Source organism: Halobacillus litoralis, from assembly GCF_020171725.1.
Taxonomy (GTDB): domain Bacteria; phylum Bacillota; class Bacilli; order Bacillales; family Halobacillaceae; genus Halobacillus; species Halobacillus litoralis_F.
The window spans coordinates 142,768-158,951 of the sequence record NZ_JAIVAJ010000006.1 but is presented as its reverse complement, the minus strand read 5'-3'; the positions used below and the strand labels follow the sequence as shown (position 1 = coordinate 158,951).

Annotated in this window: 18 protein-coding genes and 1 riboswitch; of the genes, 5 read left to right on the top strand and 13 right to left on the bottom strand. The window is 45.9% G+C overall.

All coding sequences use genetic code 11. The annotated features are described in order from the left end of the window. Positions 1-107: 107 nt before the first annotated feature. The 3 genes from LCM20_RS12845 to LCM20_RS12835 all read right to left on the bottom strand — a co-directional run bounded on the left by LCM20_RS12845 (position 108) and on the right by LCM20_RS12835 (position 2,875). The gene (locus LCM20_RS12845; RefSeq protein WP_225195876.1) at positions 108-875 is read right to left on the bottom strand and encodes an anti-sigma factor; all 768 of its coding nucleotides are present in this window, start codon (positions 873-875) and stop codon (positions 108-110) included. Continuing rightward, the gene (locus LCM20_RS12840; RefSeq protein ID WP_225195875.1) at positions 868-1,428 is read right to left on the bottom strand and encodes an RNA polymerase sigma factor; all 561 of its coding nucleotides are present in this window, start codon (positions 1,426-1,428) and stop codon (positions 868-870) included. The genes LCM20_RS12845 and LCM20_RS12840 overlap by 8 nt, the downstream gene beginning before the upstream one ends. 253 nt (positions 1,429-1,681) lie before the next feature. After that, positions 1,682-2,875, bottom strand: a complete 1,194-nt coding sequence (locus LCM20_RS12835; protein WP_225195874.1) for a CAP domain-containing protein — start codon at positions 2,873-2,875, stop codon at positions 1,682-1,684. Positions 2,876-3,325: 450 nt separating this feature from the next. Between LCM20_RS12835 and LCM20_RS12830 the strand changes: the two genes are divergently transcribed. The 3 genes from LCM20_RS12830 (at position 3,326) to LCM20_RS12820 (ending at position 6,409) form a co-directional block, all read left to right on the top strand. Then, positions 3,326-4,180, top strand: a complete 855-nt coding sequence (locus LCM20_RS12830) for an STAS domain-containing protein (protein ID WP_225195873.1) — start codon at positions 3,326-3,328, stop codon at positions 4,178-4,180. Between the two features lie 300 nt (positions 4,181-4,480). Then, a riboswitch (Lysine riboswitch) is annotated at positions 4,481-4,659 on the top strand. 104 nt (positions 4,660-4,763) lie between these two features. Continuing rightward, the gene (gene dapA / locus LCM20_RS12825) at positions 4,764-5,648 is read left to right on the top strand and encodes a 4-hydroxy-tetrahydrodipicolinate synthase (RefSeq protein ID WP_225195872.1); all 885 of its coding nucleotides are present in this window, start codon (positions 4,764-4,766) and stop codon (positions 5,646-5,648) included. A 191-nt stretch (positions 5,649-5,839) separates the two neighbouring features. After that, a complete protein-coding gene (locus tag LCM20_RS12820) occupies positions 5,840-6,409 on the top strand; it encodes a YdcF family protein (protein WP_225195871.1) in 570 nt (189 codons plus the stop codon). On the opposite strand, the gene LCM20_RS12815 is transcribed toward LCM20_RS12820, so the two are convergent. The 6 genes from LCM20_RS12815 to LCM20_RS12790 all read right to left on the bottom strand — a co-directional run bounded on the left by LCM20_RS12815 (position 6,400) and on the right by LCM20_RS12790 (position 12,455). Next, complete coding sequence (locus LCM20_RS12815) at positions 6,400-7,332, bottom strand: SEC-C metal-binding domain-containing protein (RefSeq protein ID WP_225195870.1); 933 nt, start codon at positions 7,330-7,332, stop codon at positions 6,400-6,402. The two genes, LCM20_RS12820 and LCM20_RS12815, sit on opposite strands and share 10 nt — an antisense overlap. 106 nt (positions 7,333-7,438) lie before the next feature. Beyond that, a complete protein-coding gene (locus LCM20_RS12810; RefSeq protein ID WP_225195869.1) occupies positions 7,439-8,974 on the bottom strand; it encodes a cryptochrome/photolyase family protein in 1,536 nt (511 codons plus the stop codon). 89 nt (positions 8,975-9,063) lie between these two features. Next, positions 9,064-9,927, bottom strand: coding sequence for a formyltetrahydrofolate deformylase (gene purU, locus LCM20_RS12805; protein ID WP_225195868.1), 864 nt, complete (start codon positions 9,925-9,927; stop codon positions 9,064-9,066). A gap of 265 nt (positions 9,928-10,192) precedes the next feature. After that, positions 10,193-10,831, bottom strand: coding sequence for a YczE/YyaS/YitT family protein (locus tag LCM20_RS12800; RefSeq protein ID WP_225195867.1), 639 nt, complete (start codon positions 10,829-10,831; stop codon positions 10,193-10,195). A gap of 28 nt (positions 10,832-10,859) precedes the next feature. Further along, positions 10,860-11,498, bottom strand: coding sequence for a YczE/YyaS/YitT family protein (locus LCM20_RS12795; protein WP_225195866.1), 639 nt, complete (start codon positions 11,496-11,498; stop codon positions 10,860-10,862). A 153-nt stretch (positions 11,499-11,651) separates the two neighbouring features. Next, positions 11,652-12,455, bottom strand: coding sequence for a DUF2268 domain-containing protein (locus LCM20_RS12790; protein ID WP_225195865.1), 804 nt, complete (start codon positions 12,453-12,455; stop codon positions 11,652-11,654). Between the two features lie 151 nt (positions 12,456-12,606). On the opposite strand from LCM20_RS12790, the gene LCM20_RS12785 reads away from it, so the two are divergent. Together LCM20_RS12785 and LCM20_RS12780 are read left to right on the top strand one after the other, a co-directional pair. Continuing rightward, on the top strand, positions 12,607-12,834 hold the full coding sequence (locus LCM20_RS12785) for a hypothetical protein (protein WP_225195864.1): 228 nt from the start codon (positions 12,607-12,609) through the stop codon (positions 12,832-12,834). A gap of 71 nt (positions 12,835-12,905) precedes the next feature. Next, positions 12,906-13,022: a YjcZ family sporulation protein gene (locus tag LCM20_RS12780; RefSeq protein ID WP_225195863.1), complete on the top strand. Its 117-nt coding sequence runs from the start codon at positions 12,906-12,908 to the stop codon at positions 13,020-13,022. 37 nt (positions 13,023-13,059) lie between these two features. Here LCM20_RS12780 and LCM20_RS12775 read toward each other — a convergent pair whose 3' ends face one another. The 4 genes from LCM20_RS12775 to LCM20_RS12760 form a co-directional block, all read right to left on the bottom strand. After that, positions 13,060-13,752, bottom strand: coding sequence for a class I SAM-dependent methyltransferase (locus LCM20_RS12775; RefSeq protein ID WP_225195862.1), 693 nt, complete (start codon positions 13,750-13,752; stop codon positions 13,060-13,062). Positions 13,753-14,221: 469 nt separating this feature from the next. Next, entirely contained in the window at positions 14,222-14,404 is a 183-nt protein-coding gene (locus LCM20_RS12770) for a hypothetical protein (protein ID WP_225195861.1), read from the bottom strand. A gap of 21 nt (positions 14,405-14,425) precedes the next feature. Further along, positions 14,426-15,877, bottom strand: a complete 1,452-nt coding sequence (panF, locus tag LCM20_RS12765; RefSeq protein ID WP_225195860.1) for a sodium/pantothenate symporter — start codon at positions 15,875-15,877, stop codon at positions 14,426-14,428. Then, a complete protein-coding gene (locus LCM20_RS12760; RefSeq protein WP_225195859.1) occupies positions 15,874-16,149 on the bottom strand; it encodes a YhdT family protein in 276 nt (91 codons plus the stop codon). Before LCM20_RS12760 ends, panF begins: the two co-directional genes overlap by 4 nt. Between the last annotated feature and the right edge of the window lie 35 nt (positions 16,150-16,184).

The window sequence follows — 16,184 nt, the reverse complement described above, 5'->3', positions numbered from 1 at the left end:
ATTCATATAAAACCCCTATGGATACGTAAGGTAAAAGTCTTATTTAACGGGATGAAATCACATGAAAAAACCTGGATTCTTAATTAGAATCCAGGTTTCTGCCTTCTTTATAGAGTTGAGCTTAAAATTACTTCGCCCTGAGGCGTCTGGCTTTCCGCGTCCGGCTCCTTAGAGACGGCGACGGCTTCCCAATCGATATCAGCCGGAAGCTGATCCATAGAAAAGGCAACGGCTCCTTCTCCATTAGAGTTAGCGACAAACGTTCCTGCCCTGTATGGCTGATCACCTGCAAGCAGCCAAACTTGATAAACTTGATCCCCCTCAAGTTGATCCAGTTGTTCGGCCTGCAAGGTCAGCAGCTGGCTTTCATTCTGTCGAATAATAGCGGCAGTTGCGGAGGCTGTTGTCGCTTCTCCTTGAAGCAACACCCTGCTGTTCACTTCATCTGTGCTCTCTGAAATAGGAGGCTCACTCACGGACTCCTCTCCACCATTGGATAAGATATAGACGTTCCCGATCAAGGATACAGCTAATGCCGCAGCCAAGCCGCTCATCATCCACCGCTGTCGATTTCCACGCGGTTTCGGTGCATGAGCAGGTCCTTCTTCTTTTGAACGATGCTCATTCAACGGGACAACCTGATCTTCTGAGACTTCTTTGTCTTCCTCAAATACGGCACCTAACACGCGGTCTTTCATCCCTTCAGGAGGTTCGACAGGGTCAGAGCTGAAAGGAAGGTCATCTGTCAGCATTCTCAGCTCCTCCAACTCTTCTCTACACTCATCACATGATTCCAAATGCTTCTCGAATTTTTCTCTCTCTGTATTCGATAATTCGTTGTTAAAGTAATCCAAGACTTTCTCACATTCACGCATCGCTTATCCCCCCTTCCTGTATGGATAAATGTTTCTTCAAATGCTTCAACGCAAGCCTGAGCCTGCCTTTGACGGTCCCGAGTGGCAGGTTGCACTCTTCAGCAATTTTACTTTGACTACACCCTTTGAAATAAAATAAATCAACGATTCTGCGTTGTTCATCAGACAGCTGCGACAACGCTCTGCGCACGTCTGTACTTTTCTCTTTCCACTCGACAAGATCTTCGACTGAATCCCCTTTCTCTTCAGGAACATCTGTCTCTTCTTCGAGTGAGACACTCTCTTTCCTTGCACGAATCAAGTCGATTGCTGTATAGCGTGTAATGGTCACAATCCAAGACGAGAATTTCCCTTTCGTCTCATCATATTGCGCCTTTTGGGTCCATAGCTTAATGAATACTTCCTGTAATACTTCTTCAGCTAAGGAGTGATCAGAGGATAATTTGATGACGAACGAATAAAGGAGTTTTTCATATTTATCGTAAATCGCCTCGAGCGATTGCTTATCGCCATTCATCATCTTCTGATAGTACTCCAGATCACGATTACTCATAACACACCCCTTTTTCTCTTTGACTACCGCCATCATAGCACACCTCTCCCTAAGGGGCTTTATACAGCTATCGTATTTCATGCTCCATTGGATCACTTTCCCATTAAGTTTTTCCCATTGTTTGTCGACATAAAATGATATTTCCCGGGAAATTGAAAAGAAGCACGTCGATTACGACATGCTTCTTTTCATAATGATTAGATGAGTGAGCTTTGGCATAAGGTTCTATTCACACTTCTCTACATCTCATTTTCTACTTATTCGCAAAATCCTGCGTATAATAAATTCCATAAGGGCTGCCCGGCTCTACTACGACACCAATGCCAATCAACTCGTGTGGAGCAAGTAGATTTTTTCTATGACCGGAAGAGTTGATCCAGCCTTCCATTGCTTCAATTCCCGTTGCATACCCGGCAGATATGTTCTCTCCACTACTTTGGTAAGGAACCTCGGCGTTTTGGAATCGCTGCAGTACGCCTTCTCCCTCTAAGTTCACATGATTGAAATATTCGTTTTCTGCCATGTCCACACTATGCTTACGTGCTACACGATCAATCTCGCTTTTTCGTTCAAGAGGATCCATTCCGTAGTTCGCGCGGAATGCGTTAGTAATTTCGAAGATCTGCATTTGAGAAACATCTTCTAATGTGCTCGTCTTCTTGAAATACATTTCCTCTGCTTCTCGAGACATAACAAGGACACTCGATAAACAACTGTCTCTATAAACATCTAAGAACAGGTAGAGCGTAACATCTTCCTGTCCCAATAAAAACTGTTCCGGGCGCTGATCATCGTCTTTTATGATGTAAGCACGCTCTTCGTACGTCTCCTTCAACTCTTTGAACTTTGCATCCAACCGATGCTCACCTGATAATTCAAATAAGTCCTGGTTCGTGTAATAACCGTGCACGACATCGGTTGAATCATATAGAACGAGTACGAAATTCTCGAAATTACCATCGCGGTAGGATTCCCAATAGTATTCTCCGGACAGCTGCTCCTCTGTTACAGGCTCTCCGAATTCCTCTACAACATCAGCTTTAGTAGACTCTGAAACAACGATGTCATTCATTTGAATGATTTGGTCAGCTTGTTCGTGAACGTGAAAGGTTTTTGTGACTGTATCCTCCAAAGGCTTACCCTGTTTAGAAGTCAGATCAGTCGTTATGTATATCGTGTATGTTGCTCCCGGCTCGAATGACCAAGGTGTTTGTCCGACAATTTCAACGGACTTCTCGTCTTGTGAAGGGTGCACCTGAATCGGAACCCGATCGTCCCCTTTTTCACCCATCACATAAATCGCTTCTGTACCATTGCTGAAATCCATTGCTGTGTTGAATGTGACGGTCCAAGACTTGTTGGACCACACTGTCTCTGCTTCTTCTGCTGACAGAGGTGGATACTGAATAAAAAATAATACAATAATGGCAACCATCAAACGCCTCATGATTCGCCTCCTTTCAGAAGAGTAAATAGAACCATATACAGTTCTATTCCCTATATCGGCAAACTTAACCTGCCTCTTCATCACACTTTCGTCCAGGTTCGACTTTACCAGATACTACAATAAATAGATGCTCCGTATGTCTTTATACGGATAGAAACAGGAAAAAGTTTCATATAATACTCTTTTTAACAGAAAAAAAACAATGATTAAAGGGGGAACGCATAAATATCCACCCTTCCTACATAGCTAGAGGCTAGCTATCTACTTGATGTATTACAAATAAGTATTAAAGAAACTTTATTTTTGAAGAGCTTTAATATGTAAAAATAGTGTAGGAATACTCAACTTTTTTCTTGTGAATACCCCTCAGGCATTAGAACAAATTTTTCGGGGTTCCGTTTTTACTATGTTAAAATATTATTATCCTACTTATGAAAGGGGACGTACCAGATGTCTAGTCGTTCCAATCTATCTTCTTCCGATTTCCAATCGTTGAAAATAGCCTCACAAAAGATGTTTCATGTCATAACGAAACAATTAGACGTCAACACGGCTTATGTCACGCGAAAAGACCCAACTTCCATGACGGTTTTCAGCTCGTTTAATAAAAATGAAGAAATCATCCAGGAAGGCCTGAGTGTTGAATACAGCGATACATTCTGCAGACTCATTATTACCAATAAAGATGCGGTTCTGAATACCGTCAATTTACAGAAAGACGAACTGGCTAAGAAGCTCGAGGCAACCTCAAACCTTGAAGTGAAAGGGTTCCTCGGTGTCTCTCTGCTTGATTCTAACGGAGAAGTATTCGGCACACTCTGTGCTTTGGACAAAACTGAAAAGCACTTTTCAGAGGAAGATGTAGCCTTCATGAAATCCATGTCTGAAATTCTTTCCTACTTGGTTGAACTGGACCAGACCCAGTATCACATGGGGTTCTTGAATGTTCCGATCATTCCGATCACGCAAGGGGTATCCGTCCTTCCTCTCCAAGGAATCATTGATGATCACAGAGCCGAGGTGATTTTAGAAACCGTTCTTAAGCATGGCGCAACCCATCAAATGCAGCACTTCATCATTGATTTATCCGGCTTGATTTTATTAGATCACCAGTTTCCGCCTGTCATCGCGCAGCTTGTGCAGTCCTTGAAACTCATGGGTATTGAAGCGATTCTTACAGGAATGACACCTGATATGGCGAGAAACGAAGTGGAAAATGCTTCAATTCGTGAGCTTGACGCAAAAAAAGTAGCCAACCTTGAGTCAGCACTTGATATCATAGGGCTGCGCCTGCAAACAAACTGATCATCCTTTTTTTGAAACGTATCTGCTTCTCTATCGTCTAATTAGAAAAGTCGACAAAATTAGATGTTTGCCAGAGACAGGATTCGTGAACATGTACATAAAAAAGGTGAGAGTATATGAATAATTTGAAGGAAGTGCTCGAAGATATCATTCGTTTGTCAGAGGATAATGAGCAGTTGTCGTCTAAGGAAGCGATCGAGGAAATGATTCTCCGACTTCAAAAGTAATCCCTTGTGTCCAATCGGATTTTTTGCTATATTTGAACTAATTCAATACTTTTCTTATTTCAATCCAACTTGAAGTAAGGATAGAGGTGCAACGACCATCAGTACGCACGAGGAGGAGAATGAGATCCTTTGATTCATGCGGAAAGGGGAAGTTGCCGAAGTGGACGGAGTCTCATGTTCCGGAAGCTGGTTTCTCGGTTGAATAAATCGAGGACTGTCATATAGGAGACTATATGGAGGGCTATCTTACGCAGGAACGACTTCAGTTTCTACGGCAGCAACGGCCCCCGTTGCTGCCTTTTTGCTTTTTTAAGCGCCCTCCACCCAAACCAAACTAATAAAAAGGGTGTGAAAGAATGAATTTTGGTCACGTACTCACAGCCATGGTGACCCCATTCAATCAAAACGGTGCGGTGGACTTGGACAAAACAGATCAACTCATCAATTATCTCATCAGCCACGGATCAGATGCACTTGTCGTCGGTGGAACGACTGGTGAATCTCCTACCCTATCAATCGATGAAAAGGAAACACTCTTTCAACACACAGTTCAAAGCGTGAATAGAAGAGTTCCGGTGATTGCCGGCACAGGGTCAAACAACACACATGCTTCTATTGAATTGACCAAAAAGGCGGAAGCTGCTGGTGTCGATGCTGTCATGCTTGTTGTTCCTTATTATAATAAACCGACTCAAGAAGGGCTTTATCAACATTTCAAAGCCATCGCGGAGTCGACGAATCTTCCTGTCATGCTTTACAACATCCCAGGCCGAAGCGTTATCAACATGGAACCGGAAACCGTTGTGCGCCTGTCTGAAATCGAAAATATCGTGTCGATCAAAGATGCCAGTGGTGACTTGGATGCGATGGCAGAAATCATCGAACGTACACCAGGTGATTTCAGCGTGTACAGTGGTGAAGACGGCTTGACGCTTCCTTCTATTTCAATTGGAGCAGACGGCATTGTATCCGTCTCGGCACATGTGCTTGGAGAAGATATGCAGCGGATGATTGAAGCGTTCCGCTCCGGCGATGTCTTTTATGCTTCCCGCATTCACAGGAAGCTTTTACCGAAAATGCAGGCGATCTTCTCTGCTCCTAGCCCGGCACCTGTGAAAGCTGCGCTTAACCGCAGAGGCATCGATGTTGGCGGGGTACGACTTCCTCTCCTACCTCTCACAAACGAAGAAGCAAATGAACTGGAAACGGTTTTGAACGCTGATGTTGTCGGCGTAAAATAATCGTTCTTGTAATAGAAAAGGTTCCGATCATCAACCATTGATGATCGGAACCTTTTTTGTCTTTAAAACCTTCTACAGTTGGCAAATTTCTTCTGAAATAACATACAACATGTCTCAAACCGCTCTTCGATCCATTTCATGATAGACTATTTATAGAAAATATTAGAAAAGGACCGCTGAACAACATGCCTATGATTAAAAAAGTCTTACTCACGATCTTCATCACATCATGCGTTGCCCTTTTTACAATCATCATCACGTTCTCCATCTTAGGGAGACCATTCTTAGTGATTGATGATGAACCAGAACCTTCTGAAGCCATCATTGTGTTGAGTGGCGGGGAAGGAAGACTGAGTCATGCCTTGAAATGGTATGAACCGGGACGGGTGGTCATCCTGACGAATGCAGTCGAACCTCCCACGACAAAACAACACGCCGTCGAACTCGGGGTTCGCCCTTCTGATGTGATTGAGGAAAAGAAAGCGACCAGCACTTACTCAAATGCGACATTGAGTCTCGAAATCATGCAGGAACAGGACCTTGAATCGGCTCTTGTTGTCACAAGTGATTACCATACAAGAAGGACGAAGATGACCTTTGAAAAGATCTATTCGTCTTCCGGCATTCAACTAAGCTATGCTGCAGCCCCTTCCCCCTTTTCTACAACAGGGAAAATGACGAGACCGGACCATATGACAGCTTTCAGTGAATACGTCAAATTGAGCGGTTACTGGTTAAGACTGTTTGTGTTTCACATATAGTTCTCTAACTCTTTGATTCGACGGGACATACTGGAAGGACTGACGCCGTGCTTTTCGGCTGTCGCCTTTTTCGTTACACCGTCTTTAGCGAGGAACTCTAACGCAGCAGCGAAGACTTCCGGCTTTCTGATGTTCGGCTGTTCCGTATCATAATAGGACATCCACGCTTTTTCCATTTTGCTTGATACGGAATCTTCGAGTAATGTCAGGACTTCTGACTCCTCTTGCGTTTCTTGTTCTTGTTCATTGTCTTGTTCGTCTTGCTCTTTAACAGGAGCCTCAAGCCATGCTTCGAACTGTTCTGCTAAATGGGTCTGGAAGTACTCGTAGCTTTTCTGTTCCTCATTGAGCTTGTTCCAGTAGAAATCGAATTGCTGCTGATCTTTCGGGATGGCGATGGGGATGAATTGGTGTACGCTGCCCCACTGCATCAAGACTCCGAAATAATAAGGAGCTTCGGTTGCATCCTCAAGCGGAATCGAGTCCCTCATGACTGGATACGTCGTTCCATCGAATAAGCTGGACACATGTACGCCTTCCTTCTCAGACTCGAGAACAAAGACGCCACCTACAGCATTTGCCCATGCTTCAAGCGATTCTTTAGTCATCGGACGCTTCACATTCTTCTGTTCCTTTTCGATAAACTGTTCCATGATGGTTGTGCCATCATCCTGCGTCTGGAACAAGCTTCCTTGCAAGAGTGAAAAGAACTGACCCAGCTGTTGTTCCTGGGACTGAGGGCTTGCCTCTGGCAACAGTTCCGAATGCTTGTTGACGATATAATCCTGGAAGCGTTGGAACGACTGATCCAACTCCTCCTTTACGATGGCACTCGGGAACTGGACGACATTGTTCCCACAGCATTTTTTGTATTTTTTCCCACTACCACAAGGGCACGGGTCATTTCTACCAATTTTCTTCATGATGATACTCCTCTCGTTCACCTAGATGTCCGTACATCATTATAAAGGAAGATGGCCAAATGAACAAAGGGGACCGGTTATTCCGTCCTTGTAAGCCCCATCATTTTTACAAATTAGTATCAAAGGCCCCCTTCGATAACTGTTGCTTTAACGATTTAGCTTTGTTTCTCAGGGCTTCCTTATCATCCTCGTCCCGCTTGCCCCACTGACTGTAAATCAACTTCATTCGTGGGTTACCTGTGAGCTTGTCTTCATTACGATCAAGAAAATCCCAATAAAGGGCATTGAACGGGCAGGCGTCGTCTTCTGTTTTGTGCTTCGGATGAAAGGGGCATTCCGAACAGTAGTCACTCATCTTATTGATATAATTCGCGGACGATACATAAGGTTTCGTCGATAACAAACCATCATCAGCATACAACGCCATGCCTAGAACGTTCGGCAATACCACCCAGTCATAGGCATCAATGTACATTTCATTGAACCAATCAGACGTCTGCTGAGGCGAGATGCCAAATAAATTTGCAAAGTTTCCGATAACCATCAATCGCTGGATATGGTGACTGTATCCCCTCTCGATCACAGGCTTGATCGACTGCTCCATGCACTTCATATTCGTTTCACCTGTGTAAAAGAAGGCCGGTAAATCACGCTTGTGGTTGAACACATTAACATTCTTATACGCGGGCATCTTTTTCAAATAGATCCCGCGCATATACTCCCGCCAGCCGACAATTTGACGGATGAAGCCTTCCACCGCATTGAGCGGAGCGTCCCCTTTTTCATAGGCCGCTTCCGCTTTTTCGATGACTTCCATCGGCTTCAGCAATCCGATATTGATGGCGGACGATAACAGGGAGTGAGACATATATGGATCGCCTATCAGCATGGCGTCCTGATACGTACCGAATGTCGGAAGTCGATCCGAAATGAATTGGTTGAGCGCTTTTAACGCTTCTTCCCTTTTTACCGGCCAGATGAAGTCATCCAAATCTCCAGGATGATCGCTGTACGTTTCCTTCACTTCTTCGATGACCTCTTCCGTTATCTCGTCTGGACGAAATGTCCGCTTCTTAGGAAAATCAACACCGCTTTTCGCAGGCTTTCGATTCTCCTGATCATACGACCACTTTCCACCAATAGGACGCTCTCCATCCATCAGAATGCCCAAGTCATGTCTCAAGTTACGGTAGAAACCATCCGCCTGCCACGGACCATCACCAGGAAGACGCTCCTTAACCTCTTCCGCTGAGAGTAAAAACAACGGACGTTCGTCTTCGTAATGAACCGTCACGTCATCAGATAGACCTTTCTCCCATTTCGCAATCGCCCGTCGCATGCGGTCGTCCGTCACCTTTGTTATGTGAACGTCTGTTGGATCGTAGGCTTGACGATGCGCCTCCCATCCGTCACGAAACGATTCCGCTTTTCTGTAATCCACCGTGAATCCTTTATCGGTTAACTCTTCCGCAAAATGACGCATACTCGAAAAAATAAGGACGAGCTTCTGTTTATGATAAGACTGCCACAAGGTTCTGGAGTCCGCTTCGACCATGAGAATGACATCCTTCTCACGATCCGCTTCCTTAAGAACAGGCAGATCCATACAAAGTTGATTTCCGAAAATCCATCTCGTGCTCATGTCATCACCTCTCGTTTTACCATCCCCTTATTTAACGCCTTTCAACCTTGACCGGAAGCATAAAAAAAGACCCGTCAAATGACGAGTCCTTAGTTGAATACAATCGTTTTATTGTCGTGCACGATGACACGGTCTTCAAGATGCCACTTCACACCCCGGTACAAGACAGTACGCTCAATGAGACTTCCCTGCTTTTTCAAGTCTTCCACTTGGTCGCGGTGGTCCACACGTCCGACGTCCTGTTCAATGATCGGACCTTCATCCAGGTCATCCGTGACGTAATGCGATGTAGCTCCAATCAGCTTCACGCCTCGTTCATGTGCTTTCTTATGGGGATTGGCTCCGATAAACGCAGGGAGGAAAGAATGGTGGATATTGATGATTTCAGCTGGGTACTCCGCTACAAATTCCGGTGTGAGAATCTGCATATAGCGAGCCAGGACGATTAAGTCAATCTCGTATTCCTGAAGGAGCTCAAGCTGCTTCGCTTCCACCTCTTTACGGATGTCTTTGTTGGCAGGAATATAGTAATAAGGGATTCCGAATGATTCAACAATCTCTCTGCCCGCTTCATGGTTACTGATGACAAGCGGAATGTCCGTATCCAAGTTACCGCCTTCCCACTGGTATAACAGTTCACGCAGGCACGTGACATCCTTTGAAGCAAAAATGGCGGTCCGCTTCTTGTTGTGGAGGAACGACCATTTCCACGTCATTTGGAATTGATCGGCCACGGGCTGGAATGCTGTCTTCAGCTCCTCTTCTTTCTGCTCCAACGCCTCGCCCTCGATTACGAGACGCAGGAAGAAACGACCTTCCGTTGGGTTGGTTGTATATTGATTCGATTCCACAATGTTCGCCCCATTTTCAAATAAGAACGTGGAAATTGCGGAAACGATTCCAGGCTGGTCCACACAGCTGACAAGCAGACGTGCTCTATGTTTTGTATTCATGATATCCACCTTTCGAGTTCGCTTTCCGACTATTATATAGCATCTAGCGCAGGGTCGATAGGGATACTTGAAAAAAAGTTCACATACTCTGCCCGAAAACGTCGAGAGCAGAACGATGACAACCATCCACACTCCACCCAATCTCATAACTGCCCTGAGCGTCTCTGTCACAACTCTTTTCACTGAAATTGTTCACGCAAACCTGCGCGAGTAGCTTTACCCCAACCATTTCTCAATAAAAGAAAGCCCGCCATGTAGAGGCAGGCTATGAGCTGAGCTCGATCCGCTGTTTATATTGCGGATGAATCTGATAATAAAGCGGGTACGTGTATCCATAGAAAAATTGGATGAACGTCCCGAGGAACAGCACCGCAGCCAACGTACCGATTCCGACTGGCCCTCCGATCAGGATGGCCATCGAAGACATCGTGACCGCAATCAAGGTCTGACTGACTCCTAGGCTCAAATTGAATTTCTCCGCGACTACGAGGAACAGCTGGTCAACGGGAGCACGTGGCAGCTCAGGTAAAATATAAATAGACACACCAAGCGCGGTAAAGGCAACACCTGAGAACAACATAATCAACTGTCCTGCAAATGGAGCCGCCGTCATGTCGAGATTCCGGAACACCACTTCCAGCCAGAAGTCCAAGATCAGACTCTCAAGGACAAGAGGCAGCAGCGCTCTCCATTCCGGTACTTTTTTCATCAGCCAGCCGTTCACGAAAATAAAGAACAGCTGAGCTGCGGCATACCAGACCCCTACGGTGAAACCGAACAAATCAGACATGCCGACGAATAAGGCCGTCCAGAATCCAGCTCCAAGTGTCGCATTAATAATAAGCGCGACCCCAAAGAAGTTTACAAACATACCAAATATATAGATCAATAGACGATAGCCCATTTTCAATCCCTCACTTTCATTCCGCTGTTTATAGAGTTGGAGTCATGCGCTCTTTATAGGCTGGGTGATACATGTAGAACAGCGGATAGCCTTTCACATAGAAATATTGAATCATCGGTCCGGCGAACAGAACGCCTAGTACCGTTCCTAGACCCACAGGTCCACCTATAAGAAGAGCAGACGTCGATGTCGAGAGAGCAATCAGCGTCTGACTGACCCGCAGGCTTAACTTAAATTTGCCGGATACCGCTAAGAAAAGTTGATCTACCGGGGCACGTGGCAGCTGTGGCAGAATATAGATCGCGACGCCGAGCGCACTGAAGGACACTCCTGTAACTAACATCGCCAACTGGACAGCAAATGGAGCCGAGGCAAAGGAGACATTGCCAAACACCACTTCCACCCAGAAGTCCAAAATTATACTTTCAAGGACAAGCGGAAGAAGGGCTTTGATTTCAGGTGCCTGCTTCATCAACCATCCGTTTACAAAAATAAATAACAACTGAAACATCGCATACCAAATGCCGACTGTTAAACCTAACCGGTCAGACAAACCAACGAACAATGCCGTCCAGAAACCGGCTCCAAGCGTTGCTTTAATCAATAAGGCCACACCAAAGAAGTTTACAAACATGCCGAGAATATAGACGGATAAGCGGTAGATCATCATGGATCCTCGTCTTTCTTTTAAATTTCCTCGGGGAATTTTATTAGTTATAGACGGGCCACGTCAATCATTTTTCCTTATACAATTTCTCCCTGCTGCAAAACACAAAAAAACCACACGAACCGAGTCTCGTGTGGCTTAGTCTTGAAAGGATCAGATTGAAAAAGAAGACCCTTTTATAATCTGTTCTGCATTTCTTTTCGTCATCGATCGAATCGTTTCATCAGGGTGACGATCATGGTAGCTCTTCACAATCCGGTAGCCCAGCTCATACCCGATCCACTTCGGCAGCTTCTTCCTTTTGTTCCCGTATAAGTAATCTCCATGATTGACCTGCCCACTCAGCTCCAGTTCAGGTTTGAACCGTTTCTCCCAAATGGACGACAGTTCTTCATCAGTATGGTGGTCGACCCAATCTGCCGTATAGTCCGGACCATACTGGTCGAAGACGGCATATTCTGCGAGTCCTTCAATAATGACAGACTCTTTCAGAGGGACTTTATCCAAATGGACTTTCTTCTCGTTCAACCGGCAGACATGGTGATACTCGTGCGCAAGAATAGACCGCCAGTCCCCTTCTTTGCCAGGCTTGCTGTAGAAAAGGTAGAACCCTTCCTGAAAGGCGACGCCACCACGATTATCACGTTCTCCCATAAATGACTGATGGATGGGATATAGGTAGAGCGGTGCATCTGGACCCTCCCACTCTTTCTGCAGCCGTATATATTCTTTATGAATCTGCTTAAATAGTTTCTTCGTCTCCCATTCTTCCAACAGCTTCTCCGTCTTCCTCCATTGATCAGAGTGGAAGAGACCGTACATCATCAACAGATCGTGCAGCTCATCTGAACTTCGATCCGAGAAAGGGTGTCTGGACGGGTCACAAAGGATGTCACGCTGAAGCTTATTTGTGGATTGAAAAGGCGACTTTCTACATTTCTCAATAAACTCCTTCAAGGGCTTTCTTGTATCGATAACGGGCATTTGTTCTCTCCCTCTCTAGTTATTCGTGGAAAACGGACTGGCGTCTAAACAAACAAAGGTGAACCTTCATACTCTATGGTATGTAGGAGGGAAATTGATTAGTAAATGAAAAGGAGGTTTTCCCATGTTTAACATGTACGATCGCTGTTGTCGTTATATCGGTAAAGATGTACGCCTCACCCACGAAGGACGCGTACACTACGGAAGAGTGACACGAGTAGACCGCAACTACGTCTGGATCCGTCCATCAAGAGGTCCAGGTGGATATGGATACTTTTACGGTGGTTTTGGAATTCCATTCGCTCTAGGCGCCGTTACAGGCATTGCACTTGCATCCGCCTTTTTCTGGTAAAACTAGACGAGTGACCAACCAATAAGTGAAAATCATCATAGAATATAGAAAAGAGGAAAGGAGAGGTTCTCATGGGTTGTGGATACGGAGGCGGCTATGGCGGTGGCTATGGCGGTGGAAGCACGTTTGTATTGATCGTAGTGCTTTTCATCCTGTTGGTCATTGTCGGTGCAAGCTGGTTTAACTAATTAAATTGGAAAAGCGCCCCACTTGACGGGGCGCTTTTCATTTTGTGCATACATAGACGCGATATTTCAGTGGCAAATCCGCTTGCGCCGTCAAAGCGGCATGTTGATCCCACAAGTCGTACCACTTCTCTTCAATGACTTCCGAAGGCTGAAGGTCGATCACAGGCGTTTCTTCCAAGCTGTCAGGTGTGTAAACAACATCAACTGAGGAGAATCCCGCTTCCAAAAGCTTCTCTTTCCATTCCACTTCCTGTAAAACATGATTGATTCCATAAAGATCATCAATCACAGATGTCCAATGGTCATCGAGATCCCGCTCAGCCGTCATTTCAATCGCAATCATCGTTCCCTTCTCTTTTAAAACACGCGCAGCTTCCGGCAGCGATTCACGTACACTTGTAAAAGAAAGAACAGATTCGGACAAGACGAGATCGAACTGTCCATCAGAGAAGTCCAAATTCTCCGCATTTCCTTCACAAAAGGCGACACCTGATAAACGGTGTCGGGCTTTTTGAATCATCAAAGGGTGTCGGTCCACCCCCGTCACATTCCAGCTGTATTGTTCCACAAGATAAGCGGAAGTCTGCCCGGTACCACACCCAATTTCCAAGACATCCTGAACATCCGTCAATGATACCGTTTCGAAAACTTTCTTCGTCAATGGAAGCCCACCCGGATGCGCGCCACCGATCCCAAATAGAGCTAATAATTCGAGGTAATCATTCTTCATCCTTCACACTCCTCGTTGTACTGTATGAGAAGATGTGTAAAAGAGTGTAGAGGAACAACTCTACATTTCAGGAGGCTAAGAAAGGAGGGCATAAGTCCCTTTTGGAGACTGCCTCAAAAGGATGACGGTTTGTTCTGTTACAAATGGGGATGGACAAGGGGAAAGCAGCAGGAACAGAACCAGGCCGGGAAATGGAAACCAGGCCGTTATATCCCCTACAACCATCGACTTTTCCAGTTGATAGCTTCAGAGGTTCCGCTTCCTTTATATAAAGGTGTTGGCGAAACAGCGAGACTCCTATGGGAGCAGAGTACAGATTTGGCCCCACAGCGACCGAAGGGAGCGAGGAGACTCAAGCGTAGCCCATGGAAAGCGAGTTGTTTCGCCAACACCGCCCTTCAAGCTTTAAAGGAACCGATAAGGTTTTCTTGACACTCTGAAAAAGGGACTCTTAATGAGTCCCTTTTGGTTAGTATTTCTCCATATTCTTCTTGAAAGCTTTCATATCCTCATCTGGTTCAAGCTCAATCTTTTCCGGTTTCGGGTCGACGACACCCATCTCTTTCCCCGTATCATCATTGATGACACGATCTCTTCTTCCGTCTCTGTGAGGTGTAGCTTCTACATGGACATTCTCTGAACCCTTCGGCATAACGTCATCCCTCCTTTTTCATTAATGTGGATGAGCAGCTAAAGAATTATGCGAAGGCGATTTTGCAAGACTTCCTATAACATAGGCAGCCAAGGACAACACAATCGGCAGAACGACATTGTGAACCCCGAATACACTCGGGAAAAATTGGTCGACGACAATGTAAGACGTAATTCCGACGACCATGGAGGCAAGAGCCCCATACTTATTGCCCCGCTTCCAGTACAACCCAAGGACAACCGGCCAGATGAATGTCGCCTCAAGTCCTCCGAAGGCAAATAAGTTCAGCCAAATCAAGAGATCAGGAGGGTTGAGTGCCATAAGAAAAACAAGGATTCCAAGCACCCCCGTCACGGTAAAGCTCCATTTTTTCACCGTTGTATTCGAAGCGTTCGGATTCATGTAGTTAATGTACACATCTTTCACCACGGCCGAACTAACTAATAGTAGAAGGGAGTCCACGGTCGACATGATGGCTGCCATCGGAGCGGCGAGCACAAAACCGGCAAGCCACGGCGGCAGCACTTCCTGGGCAATCAGCGGCATCACTTTATCCCCAACTTCGATACCAGGCAAAATCGGGCGTGCGAATACACCGATCAAGTGCATATTCAGCATGACGAAGCCGACAACAATGGTCCCAATGATCAGCGCCCGGTGCATCGCTCGCGAGCTTTTGTAGGACATCGCCCGAACGGTTACCTGAGGCAGACCGACGACCGCAACTCCGACTAAGATCCAGAAAGACGATACATAAGACGGCGTGAGCGTTCCTTCTGCACCAAATGGCGTGACGAGATTAGGGTTCTCTGTACGGAGGTCTGTCATGATGTTTTCAATCCCGCCACCTGCAGCAATGGTCGCAATCAATAACAGCAGTGTTCCCGTCACCATCACAACCCCCTGCACCGTATCTGTAAGGGCAACCGCGCGGAAGCCGCCGATGATGACATAAACAAGGACCGAGACAGCAAAAATGAACAGTGCTGTCGTATAGTTCAAGCCGGTTAACGATTCAATCAACCGCGCACCGCCCACCCACTGGGCAGCCATGGCAGAGAATAGAAACACAATGATACTGAAAGCCGCAATCAAGACGACGGCCTTGCTCTCATACCTTCCTTTAAGAAAATCAATCAGCGTAATCGCCTTGTAGCGCCTCGCCATGATCGCGAATTTTTTCCCGAGAATCATGAGTACGAAATATCCGGTCACGACTTGAGACATGGATAAGAGCACCCACCCAAGCCCCTCTGTATAAGCGGCACCAGGACCCCCGATGAAGCTTGAAGCACTTCCGTATGTAGCCATCATCGTCATAGCTAGAATGAAGCCCCCAAGCCGTCTTCCTCCAAGAAAGTACTCTTGTAAAAAGGAATCCTCCGGTGCCTTATTCAGCGACCGGCTCGACAAAAAGCCGATGAGGAAGATGATGCTAAGAAAAATAAATAAAGACCAAATGACAGCATTCATGACTCTTCCTCCTCATCAAACGACACTTCAACAAACCAAAACTTGACGACGACTATGACAAGCACCGCCATCACAACGAATCCGGCAATGCAGCTATAAAAGAACCAGGCTGGAAACCCGAAAACGTACGAGTATTCCTCAGGCTTCGCATCACCGAGCCCGTAGGCAAAGAAAAACCACCAGCCGAAATTGAAGATGGCAAGCGCAACACCAATCAACGCTTCACGGTTGGCGATTTTGAACCTTGAATCGATCTCTTTCAACTCTTTCATCTCCTTCCGCATTCCACTTTACCCGCTTTTGTACA

Excerpts from the sequence above, each read along its gene's own strand:
- LCM20_RS12845 (WP_225195876.1), bottom strand. The coding sequence starts at position 875 with ATGCGTGAATGTGAGAAAGTCTTGGATTACTTTAACAACGAATTATCG.
- LCM20_RS12840 (WP_225195875.1), bottom strand. The coding sequence starts at position 1,428 with ATGAGTAATCGTGATCTGGAGTACTATCAGAAGATGATGAATGGCGAT.
- LCM20_RS12835 (WP_225195874.1), bottom strand. The coding sequence starts at position 2,875 with ATGAGGCGTTTGATGGTTGCCATTATTGTATTATTTTTTATTCAGTAT.
- LCM20_RS12830 (WP_225195873.1), top strand. The coding sequence starts at position 3,326 with ATGTCTAGTCGTTCCAATCTATCTTCTTCCGATTTCCAATCGTTGAAA.
- dapA (WP_225195872.1), top strand. The coding sequence starts at position 4,764 with ATGAATTTTGGTCACGTACTCACAGCCATGGTGACCCCATTCAATCAA.
- LCM20_RS12820 (WP_225195871.1), top strand. The coding sequence starts at position 5,840 with ATGATTAAAAAAGTCTTACTCACGATCTTCATCACATCATGCGTTGCC.
- LCM20_RS12815 (WP_225195870.1), bottom strand. The coding sequence starts at position 7,332 with ATGAAGAAAATTGGTAGAAATGACCCGTGCCCTTGTGGTAGTGGGAAA.
- LCM20_RS12810 (WP_225195869.1), bottom strand. The coding sequence starts at position 8,974 with ATGAGCACGAGATGGATTTTCGGAAATCAACTTTGTATGGATCTGCCT.
- purU (WP_225195868.1), bottom strand. The coding sequence starts at position 9,927 with ATGAATACAAAACATAGAGCACGTCTGCTTGTCAGCTGTGTGGACCAG.
- LCM20_RS12800 (WP_225195867.1), bottom strand. The coding sequence starts at position 10,831 with ATGGGCTATCGTCTATTGATCTATATATTTGGTATGTTTGTAAACTTC.
- LCM20_RS12795 (WP_225195866.1), bottom strand. The coding sequence starts at position 11,498 with ATGATCTACCGCTTATCCGTCTATATTCTCGGCATGTTTGTAAACTTC.
- LCM20_RS12785 (WP_225195864.1), top strand. The coding sequence starts at position 12,607 with ATGTTTAACATGTACGATCGCTGTTGTCGTTATATCGGTAAAGATGTA.
- LCM20_RS12780 (WP_225195863.1), top strand. The coding sequence starts at position 12,906 with ATGGGTTGTGGATACGGAGGCGGCTATGGCGGTGGCTATGGCGGTGGA.
- LCM20_RS12775 (WP_225195862.1), bottom strand. The coding sequence starts at position 13,752 with ATGAAGAATGATTACCTCGAATTATTAGCTCTATTTGGGATCGGTGGC.
- LCM20_RS12770 (WP_225195861.1), bottom strand. The coding sequence starts at position 14,404 with ATGCCGAAGGGTTCAGAGAATGTCCATGTAGAAGCTACACCTCACAGA.
- panF (WP_225195860.1), bottom strand. The coding sequence starts at position 15,877 with ATGAATGCTGTCATTTGGTCTTTATTTATTTTTCTTAGCATCATCTTC.
- LCM20_RS12760 (WP_225195859.1), bottom strand. The coding sequence starts at position 16,149 with ATGAAAGAGTTGAAAGAGATCGATTCAAGGTTCAAAATCGCCAACCGT.